Annotated in this window: 13 protein-coding genes; all 13 read right to left on the reverse strand. The window is 50.1% G+C overall.

The window, feature by feature from the left end; genetic code table 11:
• Positions 1-44: 44 nt before the first annotated feature.
• The gene (gene psaB, locus ACJ2PR_RS08235) at positions 45-2,267 is read right to left on the reverse strand and encodes a photosystem I core protein PsaB (RefSeq protein WP_446876672.1); all 2,223 of its coding nucleotides are present in this window, start codon (positions 2,265-2,267) and stop codon (positions 45-47) included.
• 284 nt (positions 2,268-2,551) lie between these two features.
• Positions 2,552-4,906: a photosystem I core protein PsaA gene (gene psaA / locus ACJ2PR_RS08240; RefSeq protein ID WP_446876673.1), complete on the reverse strand. Its 2,355-nt coding sequence runs from the start codon at positions 4,904-4,906 to the stop codon at positions 2,552-2,554.
• A gap of 204 nt (positions 4,907-5,110) precedes the next feature.
• On the reverse strand, positions 5,111-6,280 hold the full coding sequence (locus tag ACJ2PR_RS08245; protein ID WP_446876674.1) for a photosystem II q(b) protein: 1,170 nt from the start codon (positions 6,278-6,280) through the stop codon (positions 5,111-5,113).
• 331 nt (positions 6,281-6,611) lie between these two features.
• On the reverse strand, positions 6,612-6,989 hold the full coding sequence (locus ACJ2PR_RS08250; RefSeq protein WP_446876675.1) for a response regulator: 378 nt from the start codon (positions 6,987-6,989) through the stop codon (positions 6,612-6,614).
• Positions 6,982-9,474, reverse strand: a complete 2,493-nt coding sequence (locus tag ACJ2PR_RS08255) for an ATP-binding protein (protein ID WP_446876676.1) — start codon at positions 9,472-9,474, stop codon at positions 6,982-6,984. The genes ACJ2PR_RS08250 and ACJ2PR_RS08255 overlap by 8 nt, the downstream gene beginning before the upstream one ends.
• 320 nt (positions 9,475-9,794) lie before the next feature.
• Complete coding sequence (locus tag ACJ2PR_RS08260) at positions 9,795-11,642, reverse strand: response regulator (RefSeq protein WP_446876677.1); 1,848 nt, start codon at positions 11,640-11,642, stop codon at positions 9,795-9,797.
• A 396-nt stretch (positions 11,643-12,038) separates the two neighbouring features.
• A complete protein-coding gene (gene psbB / locus ACJ2PR_RS08265) occupies positions 12,039-13,571 on the reverse strand; it encodes a photosystem II chlorophyll-binding protein CP47 (protein WP_446858965.1) in 1,533 nt (510 codons plus the stop codon).
• Positions 13,572-13,921: 350 nt separating this feature from the next.
• Entirely contained in the window at positions 13,922-14,239 is a 318-nt protein-coding gene (locus ACJ2PR_RS08270; protein ID WP_446876678.1) for a hypothetical protein, read from the reverse strand.
• Positions 14,240-14,358: 119 nt separating this feature from the next.
• A complete protein-coding gene (psbC, locus tag ACJ2PR_RS08275) occupies positions 14,359-15,777 on the reverse strand; it encodes a photosystem II reaction center protein CP43 (RefSeq protein WP_446858967.1) in 1,419 nt (472 codons plus the stop codon).
• A gap of 123 nt (positions 15,778-15,900) precedes the next feature.
• The gene (psbD, locus tag ACJ2PR_RS08280) at positions 15,901-16,959 is read right to left on the reverse strand and encodes a photosystem II D2 protein (photosystem q(a) protein) (protein WP_446876679.1); all 1,059 of its coding nucleotides are present in this window, start codon (positions 16,957-16,959) and stop codon (positions 15,901-15,903) included.
• Between the two features lie 14 nt (positions 16,960-16,973).
• Complete coding sequence (apcD, locus tag ACJ2PR_RS08285) at positions 16,974-17,495, reverse strand: allophycocyanin subunit alpha-B (RefSeq protein WP_446858969.1); 522 nt, start codon at positions 17,493-17,495, stop codon at positions 16,974-16,976.
• Positions 17,496-17,620: 125 nt separating this feature from the next.
• Positions 17,621-19,966, reverse strand: coding sequence for a phycobilisome rod-core linker polypeptide (locus ACJ2PR_RS08290; protein WP_446876680.1), 2,346 nt, complete (start codon positions 19,964-19,966; stop codon positions 17,621-17,623).
• Between the two features lie 427 nt (positions 19,967-20,393).
• A complete protein-coding gene (gene apcD, locus ACJ2PR_RS08295; protein ID WP_446858971.1) occupies positions 20,394-20,873 on the reverse strand; it encodes an allophycocyanin subunit alpha-B in 480 nt (159 codons plus the stop codon).
• Positions 20,874-20,964: the final 91 nt, after the last annotated feature.

Consider the following 20,964-nt stretch of genomic DNA (forward strand, 5'->3'; position numbering starts at 1 on the left):
TTGCCCCCTTCATCCCTCATCCCTCATCCCTCTCATCCCTCTCGTCAGTTAAACTTGCCAGCCGTCGCACCGATTAGAAAGGCTCCGTAAGTGGCGATGTAGCCGACCGTAAAGTGAGTTAAGCCGACCAAACGACCCTGGACGATCGACAGTGCAACGGGTTTGTCTTTGGGGTAGCCAAACGACAGAGGCGTGTTTTCGTGTGCCCACATCAGGGTTTCGATTAGCTCTTGCCAGTAGCCTCGCCACGCGATCAAGAACATAAAGCTGACTGCCCAGGCTAAATGCCCAAACAGGAACATCCACGCCCAGACTGCTAGGTTACTGGTTCCATAGGGGTTGTAGCCGTTGATCAGTGGGGCAGAATATTGCCAGAGATAATCGCGGAACCAACCCATGAGATAAGTCGAACTTTCGTTAAACTGCGCCACGTTTCCTGACCAGATCGCGAGATGCTTCCAGTGCCAGTAAAACGTCACCCAGCCGAGTGTGTTCAACATCCAGAACGTCGCTAGATAGAAGCTGTCCCAGGCAGAAATATCACAGGTGCCGCCTCGTCCCGGCCCATCGCAGGGGAAGGCATAGCCAAAATCTTTCTTGTCGGGCATTAGCTTAGAACCACGGGCATCAAGTGCGCCTTTGACTAAAATCAATGTGGTGACATGCAAACCTAGTGCAATCCCGTGATGAACTAGAAAGTCACCCGGCCCAATGGTTAAGAACAATGAGTTTGTGCCATTGTTGACCGCTTCTAGCCAGCCCGGAAGCCAGACGTTGGCATAGTTGGGCCAGGCGGTCGCCGCGACGCTATCTGAATTAGACAGTAGCGTATCGATGCCGTAAAGCGCCTTGCCGTGAGCCGCCTGAATAAATTGAGCAAACACTGGCTCGACCAAAATTTGCTTTTCGGGACTACCAAATGCTACCTCAACATCATTGTGAACATACAGTGCCAAAGTGTGGAAACCCAGGAACATCGACACCCAACTCAGGTGAGAAATGATGGCTTCTTTGTGTTGGAGAATGCGATCGAGGACGTTTCCTTTATTCGCCTCTGGCACATAGTCCCGAACTAGAAAGATCGCCCCGTGAGCAAAGGCACCCACCATCAAAAATCCAGCAATGTATTGGTGATGAGTATACAGCGCTGCCTGAGTCGTAAAATCCTTGGCAATAAAGGCATACGGCGGCATCGAGTACATATGCTGTGCCGTGAGTGAACTGGCGACTCCCAAGGCTGCTAAAGCAAACGCCAATTGGAAGTGCAGAGAGTTGTTCATCACGTCATACAATCCCTGGTGCGGCAGGTTGAAAGGGCCTTCCACTTTCGTTCCAAAGAATGTCTTGGCGTTGGTCATTTCCTTGATGCTGTGACCAATCCCGAAGTTGGTGCGATACATATGTCCTGCGACGATTAACAGAACCGCGATCGCCAGATGGTGATGCGCCATATCGGTCATCCACAGCGATTGGGTTTGGGGATGAAAGCCGCCCAAAAAGGTGAGAATGGCGGTTCCTGCGCCCTCAGACGTAGCAAACAGATGCTTGGCGGTGTCAGGGTTTTGGGCATAGACGCTCCAATTTCCGGTAAAGAAGGGCATCAAGCCAGCCGGATGGGGACGCACTGCCAAAAAGTTATCCCAGCCGACATGCTGACCGCGAGACTCAGGAATGGCAACGTGAATCAGATGCCCCGCCCACGCGAGAGAGCTGAAGCCAAACAATCCTGCCAGGTGATGATTGAGCCGAGATTCTGCATTCTTAAACCAGGACAAACTAGGCCGAAATCGCGGCTGCAAATGTAACCAACCTGCGTAGAGGAATACTGCCGCTAATACGATCAGGAATAGCGCCCCTGCAAATAGATCATTGTTGGTTCGCATTCCGATCGTATACCACCAGTGATAGACCCCCGAATAGCAAATATCAACCGGATTGAGCGCTCCAGCTTGTGTGTAAGCCTCGATCGCGGCTGGCCCAAACTGAGCATCCCAGATTGCGTGAGCAATGGGACGATTGTTAATCGGGTCTTGAATCCACTGTTCAAAATTGCCTTGCCACGCTACGTGAAACAGAATGCCAGAGATCCACAAAAAGATGATTGACAGATGACCAAAGTGAGACGCAAAAATCCTTTGATAAAGATTTTCTTCCGTCATGCCATCGTGACTTTCAAAATCGTGGGCCGTGGCGATCGCGTAGAAGATCCGCCGAGTCGTGGGATCTTGAGCGAGGTCTTTGCTAAATTTTGGGAATTTAGTCGCCATAGTTAGCTATTGCGTTGTAGTGGTTAACTGTAATGGAGGTGAGGAGTGAGGGGTGTTCCACAGAAGGGAATCCGCTGCGGTTAGAGATCTTGGAAGCCCCCTAAATCCCCCACAAGTGAGGGACTTTGAACTAGAATTCTTGTCTTAAGTCCCCCAGAATGGGGGGTTGGGGGGCAGAAGCGGTGAACAACGAAGCGAAAAAACTCACTCAAATTGAAGTAGTTTCAGCACTCACCAGCCAGACTCATCCCTCTCGCGAAGCGTGCCGAAGGCAACCGCTTTCCTCATCCAAGCGCTGCCATTCTTGCTAAGAAGAACGCCCAGGTCGTGACGATGCCGCCGAGTAGATATTGGGCAACACCGACTGCCCGACCGTGAATGATGCTCAAAGCGCGAGGTTGGATGCTGGGGCTGATTCTGAGCTTGTTGTGGGCCCAGACGATCGACTCGATCAATTCTTGCCAGTAGCCGCGACCGCTAAACAGGAACATCAGACTGAAGCCGAAGACAAAGTGACCTGCGAGAAACATTAAGCCGTAAGCAGACAGCGCAGAGCCATAAGAGGAAATCACCTGGCTGGCCTGGGCCCAGAGGAAGTCCCGTAGCCATCCGTTGTTGGTGATTGACGAAGCAGCCCAGTTGCCGCCTGTAATGTGCGTGACTGTCCCATCGGGGCTGACCGTCCCCCATACGTCCGATTGCATCTTCCAGAAAAAGTGGAAAATCACCATTGACAGGGAGTTGTACATCCAGAACAAGCCGAGATAGATGTGATCCCAGCCCGATACTTGACAGGTGCCGCCTCTTCCGGGCCCATCACACGGGAAGCGGAAGCCTAGATTTGCTTTGTCAGGAACAAGACGAGAACCCCGCGCAAACAACACACCTTTGAGTAACACCAATACGGTGACGTGAATGGTAAACGCATGGATGTGATGAATCAGAAAGTCAGCCGTTCCTAGTTGGATGGGCATCATGGCGACTTTGCCGCCGACTGCGACCAGCCCACCGCCAAAGGCATAGCTGACAGGTTCGTGTAGTCCAGGTGCGGTTGCGCCAATACCTGAAAGAACAATGTTGTGAACCCCACCAAACACATTGCCCGTCGGTTGAGCTGCATTCAGAACAGGATTACCGATCGCCATTGTATGAATCTGCTGAATCCACTGAGCAAAGACAGGCTGAAGCTGGATTCCGGTATCAGAAAACATGTCTTGAGGTCGCCCAAACGCCCGCATCGTATCGTTGTGACAATACATCGCAAAGCTGTGGAACCCTAAGAACTGACAGACCCAAACCAGGTGAGAAATAATGGCATCTCGGTGACGAATCACGCGATCGAGCACATTGTTATTATTCATCGCTGGATCGTAGTCTCTGACCATGAAAATGGCTGCATGGGCCGCCGCTCCCACAATTAGAAATCCGCCAATCCAAACGTGATGGGTAAACAGTGACACAACCGTTCCATAATCTGTTGCCAAATATGGGTATGGTGGCATTGCATACATGTGGTGCGCCACGATAATACTCAATGATCCCAGCATGGCTAGATTGATTGCTAACTGAGCGTGCCAGGAGGTCGTAAGCACTTCAAACAGTCCTTTGTGACCGACCGGGCCAATAAAGCTCAAAAATGGCAGCATATTAGGCGTTCTGGCATCATCCAGCATGACTTTGAGGCTGTGACCAATGCCCCAATTGGTGCGGTACATATGACCCGCAATGATAAAGAGAACGGCTAAGGCTAAATGATGATGTGCGGTATCCGTTAGCCACAACCCACCCGTGACGGGATTGACTCCCCCATTGAAGGTGAGAAAGTCAGAATAAACGCCCCAGTTGAGCGTAAAGAACGGCGTTAACCCCTGGGCAAAACTAGGAAACACATCCGCCATCACTTGAGAATTCAAAATGAACTCATGAGGCAATGGAATTTGCTCAGGTGGAACGCCCGCATCCAACAGTTTGTTGATCGGCAAGGCAACGTGAATCTGGTGCCCCGCCCAACCCAAACAGCCCAGCCCCAACAGTCCCGCCAAATGATGATTTAACATCGCCTCAACGTTTTGAAACCATTCCAGTTTGGGGGCGCGTTTGTGATAGTGAAACCAGCCTGCAAACAGCATCAGACCCGCCATGACGAGGGCACCGATCGCCGTGCAATAAAGCTGAAATTCATTCGTAATCCCGGCTGCTCTCCACCATTGAAACAGCCCAGACGTGATTTGAATGCCGCGAAACCCGCCGCCGACATCGCCGTTGAGAATATCCTGTCCAAAGATATCCCAAACCACCTGAGCGCTAGGCTTGATCCGCGTGGGGTTAGCCATCCAATCGGTGTAATTTGAGAAGCGGGCCCCGTGAAAATACATCCCGCTTAACCAGATAAAGATGATCGCAAGATGCCCAAAGTGAGCCGAAAAAATCTTGCGCGACACATCTTCTAAGTCACTGGTGTGACTGTCAAAATCGTGGGCATTGGCGTGAAGATTCCAGATCCAGGTGGTGGTCTTGGCTCCTCGCGATAGAGAGCGATCGAAGTGTCCCGGCTGTGACCATTTCTCAAATGAGGTGGGCACCGGGTCTTGATCAGTTACCACTCTAACTTGCCGTTGCTCTGGAGGACTACTAGTCATTTGGTTCTCCTTTTGCTAGATGGAAAACAGTTGGAATTGGGGACTGGCAATCAAAAAGAGATTCATTTTACTGAAAGTCAGTGATTGCTAAAAGATTGCTAAAAAATCGATCGAATACAGAAGAATGAATACAACTTGTAGAATTTTGAATCTACTTATTGTTCATGCTTCAGTATTAAAAATCAGTCCCCTGTGAATAGAAATCTACTCATCCACAACCCAATCTGTACTTGAGTCTGAACTTAAATCTGAACTTAAATCAACCGGAAAAAATTGAATCATTTGTTCATTGAGGGCCGCAATTCCTAGATCAGCTTGATGAACGACATCTGACCAGGTTGGAATCACCGCTCCTTGGCTCTGAATGATCGCAGGTGGATCAAAATTTAGCTTGTGAAAGTTAAATGCAGAAACATCCACGCCCAACGCTGCTGACCAGATTCCTGCAACCGGAACGGCTGCCAAAACGACATGCACCGATCGCGAGTTAGGAAAATAGAACCCCTTGAACAGTAAACGCTGCTGATAGGTCTGGGCCGCTTCAAATCGATAGGTTGGTTCTCTCTGACCCAGCCGATATCCCGCATTAATAGACTCATTTTCGTGCGTTTTTCGCACGACGGTCGAAGTCACCAATGAGCCGTGCACCGAACAAAGCAGCGCCCCGCCAAACACCCCAATTACGCCCAGTTGATGAAACGGACTCATGAGAATGTTGTGATCCGCCTGGAATAACAGCATAAAGTTAAATGTGCCCGATATTCCCAACGGCATCCCTGACGAAAAACTACCCTGACCGATCGGATAAATCAACAGTACCGAGACCGTCGCCGCAACTGGAGCCGTGAACGCTAAAGAGATCCACGGACGCATCCCCAAGCGATAACTAAGTTCCCACTCGCGATCCTGGTAACAGATAATCCCGATTATAAAATGAAGAACGATCAGTTGATAAGGGCCGCCATTAGCAAGCCACTCACTAATGGAATTCGCCTCCCAAATCGGATAGAAATGCAGCCCGATCGCTGCCGATGTCGGAACCACCGTTGCAGTAATAATATTATTACCACTCAGAAGTGATCCAGAGATCATCATTCCCAAACCATCTGCGTCAACAGGTGGAGCAACGACCAGCGCAATCAAAAAAGTAATTGCTGCGGTACACATGACGGGAATGAGAATAACCCCAAACCAGCCAATATAAATCCGATTATCAGTACTCGTCACCCATTGACAGAAGCGCTCCCAGGAGATTTGGTTCTGTTGGGGAATCGAGGAGTTATTTTCTGGAAGTTGGTCAAGGCGATCGCGGATGTGGGCGGTTTCCAGGGAGTTGCGCCCGCCGCTAATTGCCCGACCAAATTGTGTCAGCATGGATTACACAACTCCTTGCTTACAAAACTGAGTATTCAAAGTTCTTCTAGTGTCTAATGTGGCTGGCAACTAGCGAAGCGATCGTTCATTATTTCTGCGCTTTTACCTGTCACCAACACACTGATTACGTACTTCCGAAGCGTAAGAGAAAAAAGTGAAGAACTGATGAAAGCGTGAAGAGTCTTCAAATAAGTTTACGCCTGGGATATTTTTTTAGTTTGCGTTAGTTTGATGAAAATTTTTCGCTTCGGTGTTCAGATCTTCTGCCTCCCAAACTGCCAATTTTGGGGGACTTAAGACAAGAGGTGATTTCTATGGAACTGACGGTATTTTATTGATGAATGCTCAAAATTTCGTCAATTTGATCGCCTAGTGTCAGCGGATCGTAGGGCTTGGTAATTACAGCCGCGATCGCCAGTTGGGTAAATTGACGACGATCGACGGTTTGGGCTTTTGCGGTTAAGAAAATGACGGGAATATTTTGAGTAATCGGATTGGACTGTAATCGCTCGAAGGTTTGCAGCCCGTCAATATCCGGCATCATCACATCCAAAAGAACAGCATCGGGTAACTCAGTTCTCGCCTTCTCTAGCCCCTCTCGACCCGAACTGGCCGTCAACACTTCCCACCCCTTGGCAATCTCTAAACAAAGCTGGGTGGCTTCCCGAATGTCCGCTTCGTCGTCAATGATCAGAATGCGCTTATTCATGGGGAGAATGGGGGATGAGGGGTAACGTAAAGTAAAACGCACTGCCGACTCCAAGCTGGCTCTCGACCCAGATTTTGCCGTCGTGCTGCTGGACGATTTCTCGACAAATGGTTAATCCCAGACCGCTTCCACCTTGACTCCGAGAATTGGAAGCATCGACTTGCTGAAAGCGATCGAAGATCGCCTCTAATTTATCCTCTGGAATGCCGCTCCCTTGATCTTTGACACAAAACAGAATATGAGATGAGGCTTGAGTTTCTGCGGTCAGCCAGACGGTAGAGCGAGTGGGAGAAAATTTGAGGGCGTTGTTGAGTAAATTGGTCAAGGTTTGAATGATGCGATCGGGGTCTGCCCAGAGATCCACCGCGATCGGGGTGACATAGAGCTTGATTCCGGCTTTTTCGGCCATGGCCCGCATTGCATCGGCGGATTGGGTCATCAAGTCAGCAGCGTTGCATGACTTTTTCTCCATCGTGATTTTGCCGAATTTAATGCGTTCAATATCTAAAATATCATTGATTAATCGAACGAGACGATTGGTATTAGAAAAGGCGATTTCTAGCATTCGCCGACTTTTTTCGGGGTGACTATCGAGCCATCCACTCGCAACGAGTCCCAGCGTACTGCGGATCGATGTCAAAGGTGTGCGTAATTCATGACTAACAATGGATACAAACTCATCTTTCATCTGTTCGATGATCTGTCGCTCAGTGATATCTTTGAAGACCACGACGGCTCCCACGATCGTCTGCTGCTCTCGAATCGGACTGCTGACATACTCCACCGGAAAGCTCGATCCATCCTGTCGCTGAAATAAGTCACCTGTTTGAGATTGCACTGTCCCGTCGCGCAACGTGGACTCGATCAAGCTCTCTGCCAGTGAGTAGGGCGTGCCGTCTGGTTTGGCGTAGTTGAGATAAGAGTGCATCCATTGCCCAATAAATTCTCTCACTTCGCAGTGCAGTATTCGGGCGGCAGCAGGATTGGCAAAGGTGATTTTTCCTTCTGCGTCGAGTCCGTAAATGCCGTCTCCGGCTGAGTTGAGAATTAATTCGTTTTGGTGACTGAGACGGGCGAGAGAGGCTTCGGCCTGTTGCTGTTCGCGGAGGACTCGTTCTCTTTGGGCGATTTGCTTTAGGAGTTCTGCGTTGGTTTTTTGCAGTTCATCGGTGCGTTCTCTGACTCGTTGTTCTAGCTGTGCATTCAGGGCAGAAATTTTGATCTCGGCCTGTTTCCGCATCTGAATATCTTGCTTGAGATTTGCGTTGAGTGTCCGTACTCGCTGGTAGAGTCTGTGTTGATGAATGGCGACCGAAAAGTGCTTGCCCAATGCCTGCATCAGTTGAAGATTGGCCGCTGTCCAGGGATTGGATTGTCCTTGCTTGAGTTCGTACCAGGTGTCAAACGAGAGACGGGGTAAGCGCTGACGCGGATCAGACTGATCGACTTCTCCGGCCCAGATTCGCTCAAGGTCGATCGCTCGTCTAAAAATGCTGAGATATCCCAAGGTTTGCTGACGATAGTGAAGTCGCACCATCAACACGCCGCGCACCTGAGCGTCTAAAAAAGAGTCCGCAATTTCAGTCGGCAAACTGGACTGCTGGAGATCAGAAAGCGCCCAAACGTCCTGTTTTTTCTGACGGTTTAGCCAGGGTTGCCAGTTGGGATGCTGCTCAATGTCGCCGATCGGCTGGTCACCATAGCCCAAAATCTGAGGGGACTGATCATCCGCTTGAGGGGCAATCAAGAGTCTGCCGCCCGATCCATTCAACGCTGAGATGATCGCCTCGATCGCTTCCTGGATCTGCATTTCGGGCAGAGAATGTAAGAGAGAGACGACCTGATTGAGCGTGGCTTCTTGGGCGGCTCTGAGGCGAGCTTCGTGGAGAATATTCGATTGAGCAATGGCGATCGACACCTGATCGGCGACCAGTTGCACCACCTGTAATTCTTGCTCGGTCACCCGCCGCGGTTGGCAATGATGAGATACCAACAGTCCCCAAAGCTGGTCATGCGCGACGATCGGAACCACCAGCGACGATCGCACACCCATTGCCGTCAGGTAGTCTGCATGACAGGGATCAACCGGACGAAAGCGAATATCTGCCCACAGATCGCCCTCTTCTGCGAGAGAACTGGCCCCAAGCTGCTGAGTTTCTACATCGACGATCGAGCGTTGTCGAGCGCTCAAAAACAACTCCCGCGCCACTTCTGGAATATCTCCGGCGGGGAAACTGTGACCGATCAGAGACGGCAAGCGGCGATCGTGAATCGATTCTGCCACCACTTCACCACTGCCATCGTGATCAAATCGGTAAACTTTGACGCGGTCGGTTTGCAAAAATGACCGCACTTCTGCGACGGTTGCGGCCAAAATTTCTGACAGTTCCAGCGATTGCCGAATTCGATTAGTCATTCGGTGCAGGAGCAACGGAAAGGCATCCTGTTGACCCTGGGAGAGTTTCGGCTGGGTGGAGTCAGACATAGCAATACAAAATAGAAAAGCGGCCTAAAACGTTTTTAATGTGAGTTGATGAAGCTCCTTTGTTTCGCTGTCAAGCTTCTGCCCCTCTGCTCATTTTCTACCGTGTACACCCAAGTTGATTGATCTGTCATTGCCGAGATCCCCCGCCCCCTAAATCCCCCATTCTGGGGGACTTTGAGATAGCAAGATTTCCACACTTCAAGCCATTTCTCAGGGATTAAAGTCCCTCACTGGTAGGGGATTTGGGGGGCAGAAGCCGACTGAAACGAAGCAATTGATGGCTTATGGGTATACGGTAGCTTTCAGACAGGGTTTCTGGTTTAGCTTCCTACACTTTGTAGCATTCTCGATCGCTCCAGTTGGCTCAAGATACGCTGCACTAATTCGGTTTCGGCGATCGATTTGCTGATCAGATCGTTGGCTCCGGCCATCAGCGCTCGGTGTAGGGTTGTTGCGTCGGTGTGGGCGGTGAGAAAGAGAACAGGAAGCTTACTCCACTGGGGCGCGTTGCGGACGACCTGACACAATTCGATCCCGTTAAAGTGCGGCATGGACACGTCAAGAATCAGCAGATCGGGCACACAGGTTTGCAGCGTATTCCAGAATTGGGGCGCGTCTTCTAGCGTGGTTAATCGCAGTCCCCAGGGTTCTAGCAGCGTTCGCATCAGGGCCAAAACTTGGGGATCGTCATCGACCATCAGCACTTGTGTCGAGTCGGCTTCTCGCTGCGATCGCACTCGTCCTACTAGCTCCAATATTTGCGCTGGAGGAAGCTTGGGAAAGACGGCATGAATCCCCGATCGAGCCAGTTGAACTCGCAGATCAAGGCTGTCGCGATCGGTAAAGATCATCACGGGCGCAAAGGGAATCGATTGCGTCAATTCGACGAGGTGAGCCAGACGATCATCTGAGCAGTCTGCTAACGAAAAATCCAACACCAGCGCATCCAAACTCAGGTCGCTGTCTTCGGCCATTCTGGCAATCTGTAGCGATTGAGAACAGCCCGTTTCGAGCAGACGATCGACCAACTCGGCATCTTGATCAATCACCAACAGCGGACAGCCCTGCTGCGAAACAGGTTCTAAAATGTCAGGTGACCCGCGTCGGACTTCTTTGCCCAAATTTTCGACCAGGTTGACGAGGCGCTGTGGCTCTGAGGTGCTGTCAGGTTTGAGGGATTGCTCGACCGCTAAGGCTAATCGTGACCCTTTGTGCAAATCAAATACGCCCAGCGACCCCGCTAACTTGTGGGCAGCCAATCGAGCCTGATGGCGCAGTTCAGAATCGAGGGCGTTGTTTTGTAGGGCAGCGATCGCCTGTTCTAGTGTGGTGAGGCGATCGTGATTTTGAGCTTTAAACTTTTCCCATAGTTTTCTCAACGCGGCTTTGGTTTTTTGTTTGCGCTGGTCTAAATCAAGGAAGGGTTGTTCTAGCTCGATCGCGCTGTCTTGTCCCACTTTGGCCGCCGAATTAGAGAGCGAAGCTTTGGGAACGGCAAGCTGTTTGAGTCGGTAGCCAATGCCGTAAACGGTTTCGATCAGATCGGTGGGTGCGCCAACTTGTTTGAGTTTTTGTCGCAGTCCTTTAATGTGTGCCGTGACCGTATCTTCGCCAGGATTTTCTTCACAGCCCCACAGATGTTCGAGAATGCGACCGCGACTAAAAACTTGATGAGGATTTCGCAAAAACAGTTCTAAAAGTCGGTATTCTTTGGGCGTAAGATGAAGCGGTCGATCGTCGTAGTTGACTTTACAAGCCGCCGGATCGAGACGCAGATCTTCCCACTCTAAAATGGTCAAAATTGCCGTACTGCCCCGCCGCAGAAGGACACGAATTCGCGCCAACAATTCTGGAAAATCAAAGGGCTTGGTCATATAGTCATCCGCCCCCGCATCTAGCCCGGTAATCCGCTCTGTGGGCGAGTTTTGAGCCGTGATTAACAGGACGGGCGTTTGGTAATGGTGCGATCGGACTTTGCGACAAAGCGTAATGCCATCGAGCTTGGGCAAGACGACATCGAGCAAAATCAAATCGTAGGCAAAGGTTTCGATATATCGCCAGCCTGCTTCACCATTGACCGCGATATCAACCGCGTAATTTTCTTTGATTAATAGTGTTTCAAGCGTTTGTGCGATGCATTCGTCGTCTTCTACCAGCAGAATTCTCATGAGCAATCACTCCTGCTGCTTGTAAGTGTCAGTTTTGAATTCAGAAACTTATATAATAACGAAAGCTAACTTCTGTGATGTTGGTATTATCTTCAAATTCGTCCGGTAATTCATAATGTGTATGAGAAGTTTATGTTTATCTACATTTCTTCATTTTCACAAATAGAGAAAACTCAATTCTGAACAGCGATGCGTTGTATTGGTTTCAGTGATCACAGATCCCCAACCTCTCTGAGAAATTAGGGATCTCAATGATCGTTTTTGTGATGTCAGTGCGATGCTAAAGTCTCTAGAGTTGGCAGCTTGAAGCGCTAAACGGCGAAGCGGACGGACTTCGGTTGAGTGGGCGGTAAATCATGAAGACTCGCCTCGATCGTTCAGCCTTCTGTATTGATCCTAAGCGGGGACGCTGCGACGAGTGCGACGATCGCCCACCTTTTGAAAGACTCCAAACTCGACTTGTTCTTCATCCAAATCTGGGTCGATGCCTGCAAACACATCGCGGAAGAGGGTGCGCGTTCCATGCCACAGATGCCCAAAGAACCACAGCAAGCCCCAAACGGTGTGAGAAAAGGCAAACCAGGCGCGGGGACTGGTGCGGAAAATGCCATCTGAACGATAGGTTTGGCGATCGAATTCAAACGGTTCTCCGAGTTGTGACTGACGGGCGTATTTTTTGACCAAGGGGGAGTCGCTCAAGGTCTGTCCGTCGAGACTGCCGCCATAAAAACTAACGGTCACGCCTGTTTGCTCAAAGCTATATTTTGCTTCGGCGCGCCGGAAGGGAATGTCGGCTCTCACCACACCATCTGCATCGGTCAACACAACGGGGAAGTTTTCAAAGAAGTTAGGCATCCGGCGTACTGAGAGTTCTCGTCCTGCCTCATCCTTAAAAACAGGGTGTCCTTCCCAATTGAGCGCAACGCCGTCGCCTTTGGTCATCGGCCCGACTCTAAACAAGCCCCCCTTGGCAGGACTGTTGCCCACATAATCGTAGAACGCTAACTTTTCGGGAACGGTTGACCAGGCTTGAGAGAGGGTTTTTCCATTCGCGAGACTTGATTGGACGCGGCGATCGATTTCCTGTTGAAAGTAGTGGCTATCCCATTGATACCGAGTTGGGCCAAACAATTCAATCGGAGTGGTTGCGCTGCCATACCACATTGTTCCTGCGACGGTGAATGCTGCGACGAAGAAAGTTGCTAACGCACTTGCTAACACGGTTTCGATATTGCCCATCCGCAGCGATCGATAGAGATTTTCAGCCGGACGAACGCTAATGTGAAACAATCCACCAATGATTCCAGTAATACCTGCGGCAATGTGATGGGCCACGACTCCCCCAGGGTTAAACGGATTGAAGCCATCCGGCCCCCACTCAGGTCTGACAGGCTGAATGTGACCCGTTAGCCCATAGGCATCAGACACCCACATTCCCGGCCCAAACACGCCCGTCAGATGGAATGCCCCAAACCCAAAACAAAGCAATCCTGCGGCTAATAAGTGGATGCCAAACACCCGCGGCAGATCGAGAAACGGTTCGCCTGTTCTTTCGTCTTTGAATAGATCAAGATCCCAGTAAACCCAGTGCCAGCAGGCCGCAAGAAACAGCAAGCCAGACAAAACAATGTGAGTAACTGCAACGGTTTCAAATGTCCAGATCCCATGATCTTTGACCGCTTCGCCCATCACATTCCAGCCTTGCCAGGAGTTGACCACGCCCAGACGAGCCATAAACGGCATGACATACATTCCCTGTCGCCACATGGGATTGAGCGCCGCATCACCGGGATTAAACTGAGACAGTTCATATAAAACCATCGAGCCAGCCCAACCCGCCGTCAGCGCAGTGTGCATTAAGTGAACCGCAATCAGTCGTCCGGGATCATTGATCACAACTGTATGAACGCGATACCAGGGGAGTCCCATTAGATGATGCTCCTAAAAGTGAGGGTTAATTGTGAGGGTAAATGTTGAAACTTGAAGTCTAGAGAACATGAAGTTAATGAAGTTTTTGGCTTCGGTTTTGAGATCTTCTGCCCCCCAACCTACCAATTCTGCTACCGTGTACACACAAGTTGATCGATCCGTCATTGCCGAGATCCTTCGCCCCCTAAATCCCCCAAAATTGGGGGACTTTGAACGCTCGCAGTCTCTCTTTATCAAAGTCCCCCAGATTGGGGGATTTAGGGGGCTGAAGGTGACTGAAACGAAGCGACTCCGGACTTGTGTGTACACGGTAGCCCAATTCTGGGGGACTTTGAGAGAAGCGTCTTGAGTCAGAGTTTTCCGGGGATGGGAGATTTAGAGGGCGTTCTTGAAGGGACTACAGTGAAGGTTGAGAGGGTGTAGTCCGAGCAGTCGATCGCTTCCTCAGTCATGGCAATCTGGGGATGAACGGTGCATTTGAGGTCATAGCTGCCCGTAAAAAATTGACAGGTTGCACAGGGGATTTGGTGCATTCGTGACGCTTGTTGGGTGACTTTGCGAATCGCAGCCAAAATATTCCAAATTGTCAAACCGACCAATGACCAGGCGAATCCTGCGTAGACAAAATGTGGGAACGATTGAAACGTGGAAACAACGAGTAGAAGCATCGTAAATCTAATGCTCCAAATAAATGAGTGTTAAAAAAGTAAACCGTAATGAAGAAAGATGAATGATGGATTTGAGAACGCGATCCATCATTCATCGGTCATGAGCGACCACCTGCGATTTAGTCGAGATCATTCATCGATTTCACAGGCTCATTGTCTCGATCGAGTCCTCTTTCTGACCCGATCGCTGCGATTCGAGCGCGTCCTGCGTGCCAGAGATGACCGACTAAAAAGAAAAAGGCAAACACAAAGTGGGCAGAGGCCAGCCAGGTACGCGGACTGACAAAGTTAACGGAGTTGAGTTCGGTGGAGACTCCGCCGACTGAGTTGAGAGAGCCGAGCGGTGCATGGGTCATGTAGTTAGCCGCCCGACGCACTTGCCAGGGTTGAATATCACTTTTGAGCTTGTTGATATCCAGTCCATTTGGCCCCCGCAGCGGTTCTAGCCAGGGAGCGCGCAGATCCCAGAATCGCATGGATTCACCGCCAAAAATCACTTCTCCGGTGGGCGATCGCATGAGGTATTTCCCCAATCCGGTCGGCCCTTGGGCTGAGGCGATGTTGGCTCCCAAACCTTGATCACGCGCTAAGAAGACCAGGGCTTGAGCATTAGACGCTTCGGGTGCGGTCGGGCCGTAAAACTCACTCGGATAAGCGGTGTTGTTAAACCAGATAAAGGCTGTCGCAATAAACGCCTGTCCGCAGACGTTGCCGAGACTTTGAGAAAGGTAGGCTTCTCCTGTCCAGACAAAGATGCCGTCCGTCCATTTAAAGGGCTTGGTGAGAATATGCCAGATGCCGCCAATGATCAAGATCGAACCCATCCAGATATGACCGCCGACCAGATCTTCTAGATTGTTGACACTGACGATCGAGCCAGCTTCCCCATAAGGCGACTTGAGCAAATACCCAAAAATCGTCAACGGATTAAGCGTCGGATGGCTGACCAATCGCACATTTCCGCCCCCTGGGAGCCACGTATCATAGAGTCCGCCCCAAAACATGGCTTTGCAAACCAGCAACCAGGCACCCAGACCCAAGGAGATTAAGTTAAACCCCAAAATCGAGGTGATCTTGTCTTTGTCTGCCCAATCAAAATCAAAATATCCAGGCAACCGAGCCGGGCCGCGCAGGGCGTGATAAATGCCTCCCAAACCCAGAACGGCTGAACCGATGAGATGGAGAACGGCGATCGCAAAGAAGGGAAAAATATCCGTCACAGCGCCGCCTTGCCCAACGCCAAACCCCAACGTCGCGACGTGAGGCATAAGGATCATTCCCTGCTCATACATCGGCTTTTCAGGAATGTAGTGTGCCACCTCAAAGAGCAGCATGGCTCCCGCCCAAAAAGCAATCAGTCCGGCGTGGGCTACATGTGCCCCCAAAAAGCGCCCTGATAAGTTGATAAACCGAGCATTGCCAGCCCACCAAGCATAGCCAGTAGACGCTTCATCGCGCCCTTCTCTCGGAGAGGTGATGGTGTTGCCTTTTGGGGTTTTTGTGGTGGTGATGTTGGTGCGATCGAAGAAGGTGGTCATAGGAAGTGAGGGGTGAGGAGTGAGGAGTGAGGAGAAATGAGTTTGAGGATTTGAGTGAGAATTGTGATGAGATATTCTTGTGCAAAGCTCAAAGCTCATTTCTTAAAGTGCCTACAGAAGTGCCTACAGTGCGTTGCCTCTGGGGAGTACTTCGTCGGGGAATACAAAGCGCTCGTGGGGCTGATCTTCGGGGGCCATCCAGGCGCGGAGACCTTCGTTTAGGAGAACATTTTTGGTGTAGAAAGTCTCAAATTCGGGGTCTTCGGCGGCGCGTAATTCCTGTGAAATAAAGTCGTAGGCTCGCAGGTTAAAGGCGATTCCTGCCATGCCGATCGCGCTCATCCACAGACCTGTCACGGGCACAAATAACATGAAGAAATGCAGCCAGCGTTTGTTAGAAAAGGCAACGCCAAAAATCTGTGACCAGAAGCGATTGGCGGTGATAAATGAATAGGTTTCTTCTTGCTGCGTCGGCTCAAATGCGCCAAACGTGTTGTAGGCACGACCATCTTGATACAAGGTATTTTCAACCGTTGCTCCATGAATGGCACACAGCAATGCACCCCCCAACACACCCGTTACACCCATCATATGGAATGGATTTAACGTAAAATTGTGAAAGCCCTGGACAAACAATAGGAATCGGAAAATTGCAGCAATCCCAAAGCTAGGCGCAAAGAACCAGCTTGATTGTCCCAATGGATAAATTAAAAACGTGGCCACAAAGACAGCGATCGGAGCAGAAAAGGCGATCGCATTATAAGGACGAAGCCCAATCAGCCGCGCAACCTCCATCTGGCGCAAGCAGAAACCAATCAGGGCAAAGGCTCCATGCAGTGCCACAAAATTCCACAATCCGCCCAATTGCATCCAGCGAGTCAGATCGCCTTGCGCTTCGGGCCCCCACAAAAGTAACAGTGAGTGACCCAAACTATCCGCAGGAGTCGATACCGCTGCTGTCAAAAAGTTACAGCCTTCTAAATAAGAACTGGCGATGTTGTGGGTGTACCAGGAACTCACAAACGTCGTCCCCGTAAACCAACCCCCGATCGCCAGATAAGCACAGGGAAACAACAGCAAACCTGACCAACCAATAAACACAAAGCGATCGCGCTTTAACCAATCATCTACCGTGCGAAACCAGTCTCCCCCAGAAATGGGGCGTTGTAATGCGATCGTCATGGACGTGCCTCCAATTAGTACTCTCGTGTTCCGTTGTTCATAAAGTAGGGACTGCCTGGAAGGGCGAGGGCTTGAATAATGTGATCGAAGTAGGGCGTGGCTTCGGCAGCATCTTCTTCGCCCAGTAAAACGATCGCTTCTTCCTTGAGACAGCGCACCGCTTCGACCCAGTTGGCGAGAGGAATACCCAGCGATCGATACATTTCTTTCATGCCGATCGTGCCGATCTCTGCCATTGGTTCGTCGTTGCCCGCCAGCACACAGTAAGCGACTAGCCGCACATACCAGCCCTGGTCGCGCTGACAGGATGCCGTTTTGCGAGGATTGCCACTGTTGCTAGGCGTGACCGGACATCGTTTCCAAAAGCGCTGACTGCCGCGATCGACTAAACGCTGTTCGTTTTTCGCCAAAATTGCAGCAATGCGGATGCGGCGATCGCCCGTTTTAAAGAAATTTTGTATCATCCGAATCTCGCTCAGATCGGGATAGCGCAACTCCTCATCGGCGTTGAGAATCATTTGTTTGACGAGGCTCATAGGGTTCTCCTGAAAAAACTTGAATTCCTCCAAACCAACTGATAGACAGCTTTTTGAAGCGAAAGACTCGACGGTAAAATCGTCTCCAGGGATTGTTTGAAAACTTTTGGATTAACACCATAGGTCTATGACTCAACTGGGTTTAATTCGGGTTGAAATTCTGTTGCTTCAGATGTAACTTCAGAAGGTTCTTGAGTATTGCTTTGATCGCGATCTTCACTATGTTTGTTCGGTTCCAATCGGCGTTGATCAAGTTTTGTGGTGCTGAGTAATTTTTGGGTTCCGCGAAACTCTGGACGATCGCCTTGAATGCTGGCTCTGGCTTTTTGCCACGTTGGTTTGACCCATGTGCCATGAAAGACACGCTCTCCGATTAGAGGATTGCCCTGGCGATCGTGTAGACGAGCCGCTTCCCCTCGATGAAATCGCATCTCAAAGCCGCGTGGAGTCACATAGCGCTCAAAAGGAACCGTTTCGTCTCCAAAAGCTTGTCGATACTCGGTGCAATCGATCAGTTCGTCAATCAGCGCATAGAAACCTTTGCGGGCGCACAGATCATAGTATCGGTTCATTTCCTGCCTGCCAGTGGTGGGACGACCCAAAAGACGACGATGAATCACCTCGATCGCTTTGGTCACATACAGCGTTTCCCAATAGAGTTGACGGAACGATCGAGATTTGGCTACCTGACGCACAAATTCTCTGACGGTGATCTCGCCACTTTTTAGCTTGATTTCGGCAGTGACGTTGCGCTGTTCGGGGTAGATATCGCGTCCAAAGATTTGTCGGTAAGCTTTCTGGATAAACAAGTCTGGAGAGTTGTTGAGAAGGTCTACGCTGGCTCCCTGCTCTGAATTTTTGCCGTTCTTACCGCCATGTTTACCATTGGTATGATGCAGTTTCACAACAGGCTGACTGTCTAATCCGGGAGCTTTCCCCCAGGTTTCTGAGTGTCCGTTGCCGTTCCCATTCCCGTTTTCTGTTCTGTAACCGATCAGAATGCGTTGGTGATCTTTGTTAAAGGCAGCGGGACGATCGTGATGCTTCCAATTCTGTTCTGGAAAAATTGTGCCAAACTGAATCTCTAGCGGATCGTTTCCAGCCCCATAGAAATGTTGATTGTGGAACGTTGGCTGATATGTACTAAACAGTGTGATAAATTGTGGAACTTTGTGAGTCACAGCGCTGTGTTTAAACAGTTCAATCTGTGCGCCCCAGTTGCGACATTCTTGGGCTTCTTGTCCCAATCCACGTAGATAAGGCACCGTTTCTTCGCCAAAGTAATCAGAGTATTCTACGGAGTCTACAAGCGAATCCACCAGTGCCGGAAAGCCTTTCTGTGAGATGGTGTCGAAGTGAGTCTGAAACTCTTCGATCGAACTCACGCCCCGTCCTAAAAAGTGTCTAACAGCCAACTCAATCACGCGACTGATCACAAACGGTTCATAACAAAGTTTGCGATAGAGGCGAGATTTGCCCATCTGACGCACAAATTCTTTGGTGGAAAACTGCCCACTCTTAAATTTAGATTCTAAATCAGTCAGCGATAGGCCATATTCACGAGTCACATCCCGCTCAAATATTTGGCGATAGGCGGCTTTGATCACGGCTTCCTGTTCGGTGGCGGGCAGGCCGGGCTTCATCACAAACTTAGGTCGATTGGTGGCAGACAACCCATAGCTTTCGGGCAGTTCTAATCCCTGGTGATCACTAGAAACGCCCTGCCGCAAACGGTTCTGCGGTTTCTCAACAATGTATTCCGTCAGCAAAACATCAAACGGTTCTTGAACGATCGCCGTCGCCTCTAGGTCGTTTTGAAAGTAACTCAACGCCTTCCACAACATATCTTGAATCGCTACAACAGTCGCCTCAGTTACATCTTCAGGAATGACTCCGCGCAATCCTCGAACATTGGTTGCGATAATGCTAGAATCACCTGCCACGATCGCATATGTGACATAGCGCAAAAACCAGCCGAGATCACGCATCGATCGCTTCATTCGCACCGGCCCATAGCGCGAAATATTGATCGGACGAAACCCATCTGGCAGCGGCGCTCGCCCTTCGGTCAACTGCACTTTGAGAAACCGCCACACATCCTGAAGTGGATTATTAAACGTCGAACTTTGCACTTTGAGTCTTTCTTTGGGACGATCGCCCAAATCTCTCAATAAGACGTTGTATCCCGGCAGGTTTTGACGATTGGGCGGACGCTCTAAAAACGCCATCGGCAAGCCCCCAAAAAAGATGCGATCAGCTCCCGCTGACACAATCTCGTCAGCATGTTGATTGAGCGTCTCTACGACCTGTAAGCGCTTTGTCCCCGACTCAAAGAAACCACCTAGTGTCTTGAGTTCACTGTCCTGCAAACAGCGATCGTGTTGTTCTGCGTGAGAAATCACCGTCGTCGGAAGTGTTTGATATTGCTGCGGACGAATAATTGGGCTGCCGCCACTGGTTGGAATCGTCATACGATCGCTCCGCTAAATTAAGTTTTAAATGTTGAGGTTTTTTGCTGCGTTACTCAACTTTTCTGCCCCACCCCCTAAGTCCTGCCGTGTACACACACGTCGATCGATCTGTCATTGCTGAGAGCCTTCGCCCCCTAAATCCCCCAAAAATGGGGGACTTTGAGCCGTCGTCCTGGCTTTGAACTTTGGAAATCTTTCCTTGGTTAAAGTCTCCCAGACTGGGGGTTTAGGGGGCTGAAGCCGCCTGGAAGCGACAACGACTTGTGTGTACACAGCAGACCCCCTAAGTCTGAGGGACTTTAACACCAGTGTTCTAGTTCAAAGTCCCCCACAGGTAGGAATTTAGGGAGCTTTTTCCCTCTATCAACTCACAATGAGTTAGGGTTTAAGACTTAGTATTCAGGCTGGTGAATACAGAATTCAATGACTAAGGGATGAATGCTTGAATCAAATCATCAAAGTAAGGAGTCACCTCCGCCGCATCATCGAGAGGCAGAAAATCTAATGCAACTTCTTTGAGGCAGCGCATACATTCAGCAACATTTTTGATCGGAACTCCCAACGAGTTATACATTTCTTGGGCCCCTTTCGTTCCCACCTCGCGAATCAGTTCTGTATCACCTACGATTACAGAATAGGTCACCAATCGGACATACCAAAGCTGATCTCTCATACAAGATTCTCGAAACCGTGGATTACCGCTATTGCTGGGTGTGACCGGGCATCGCTCCCAAAATCTTTGCGTTCCTTTATCCACAATTTTCCGCTCATTAGCCGACAGCACCATCGCAATCCGCAAACGAGACTCTCCCTCTTCAAAAAACCCTCGAATCGCCTGAAGTTCGCCTGGATTTAGATAGCGTGCTTCACGATCGGCATTGACAATTGATCGCGTAATAATGCTCATAGTTCTCCTCAAAATTAAAGGCGAGGAATGCTGAACAAGGAACAAGTTATTGTTGTCAACTTCATCCCTCATCCCTCATCCCTCATCCCTT

Source organism: Phormidesmis sp. 146-33, from assembly GCF_052939515.1.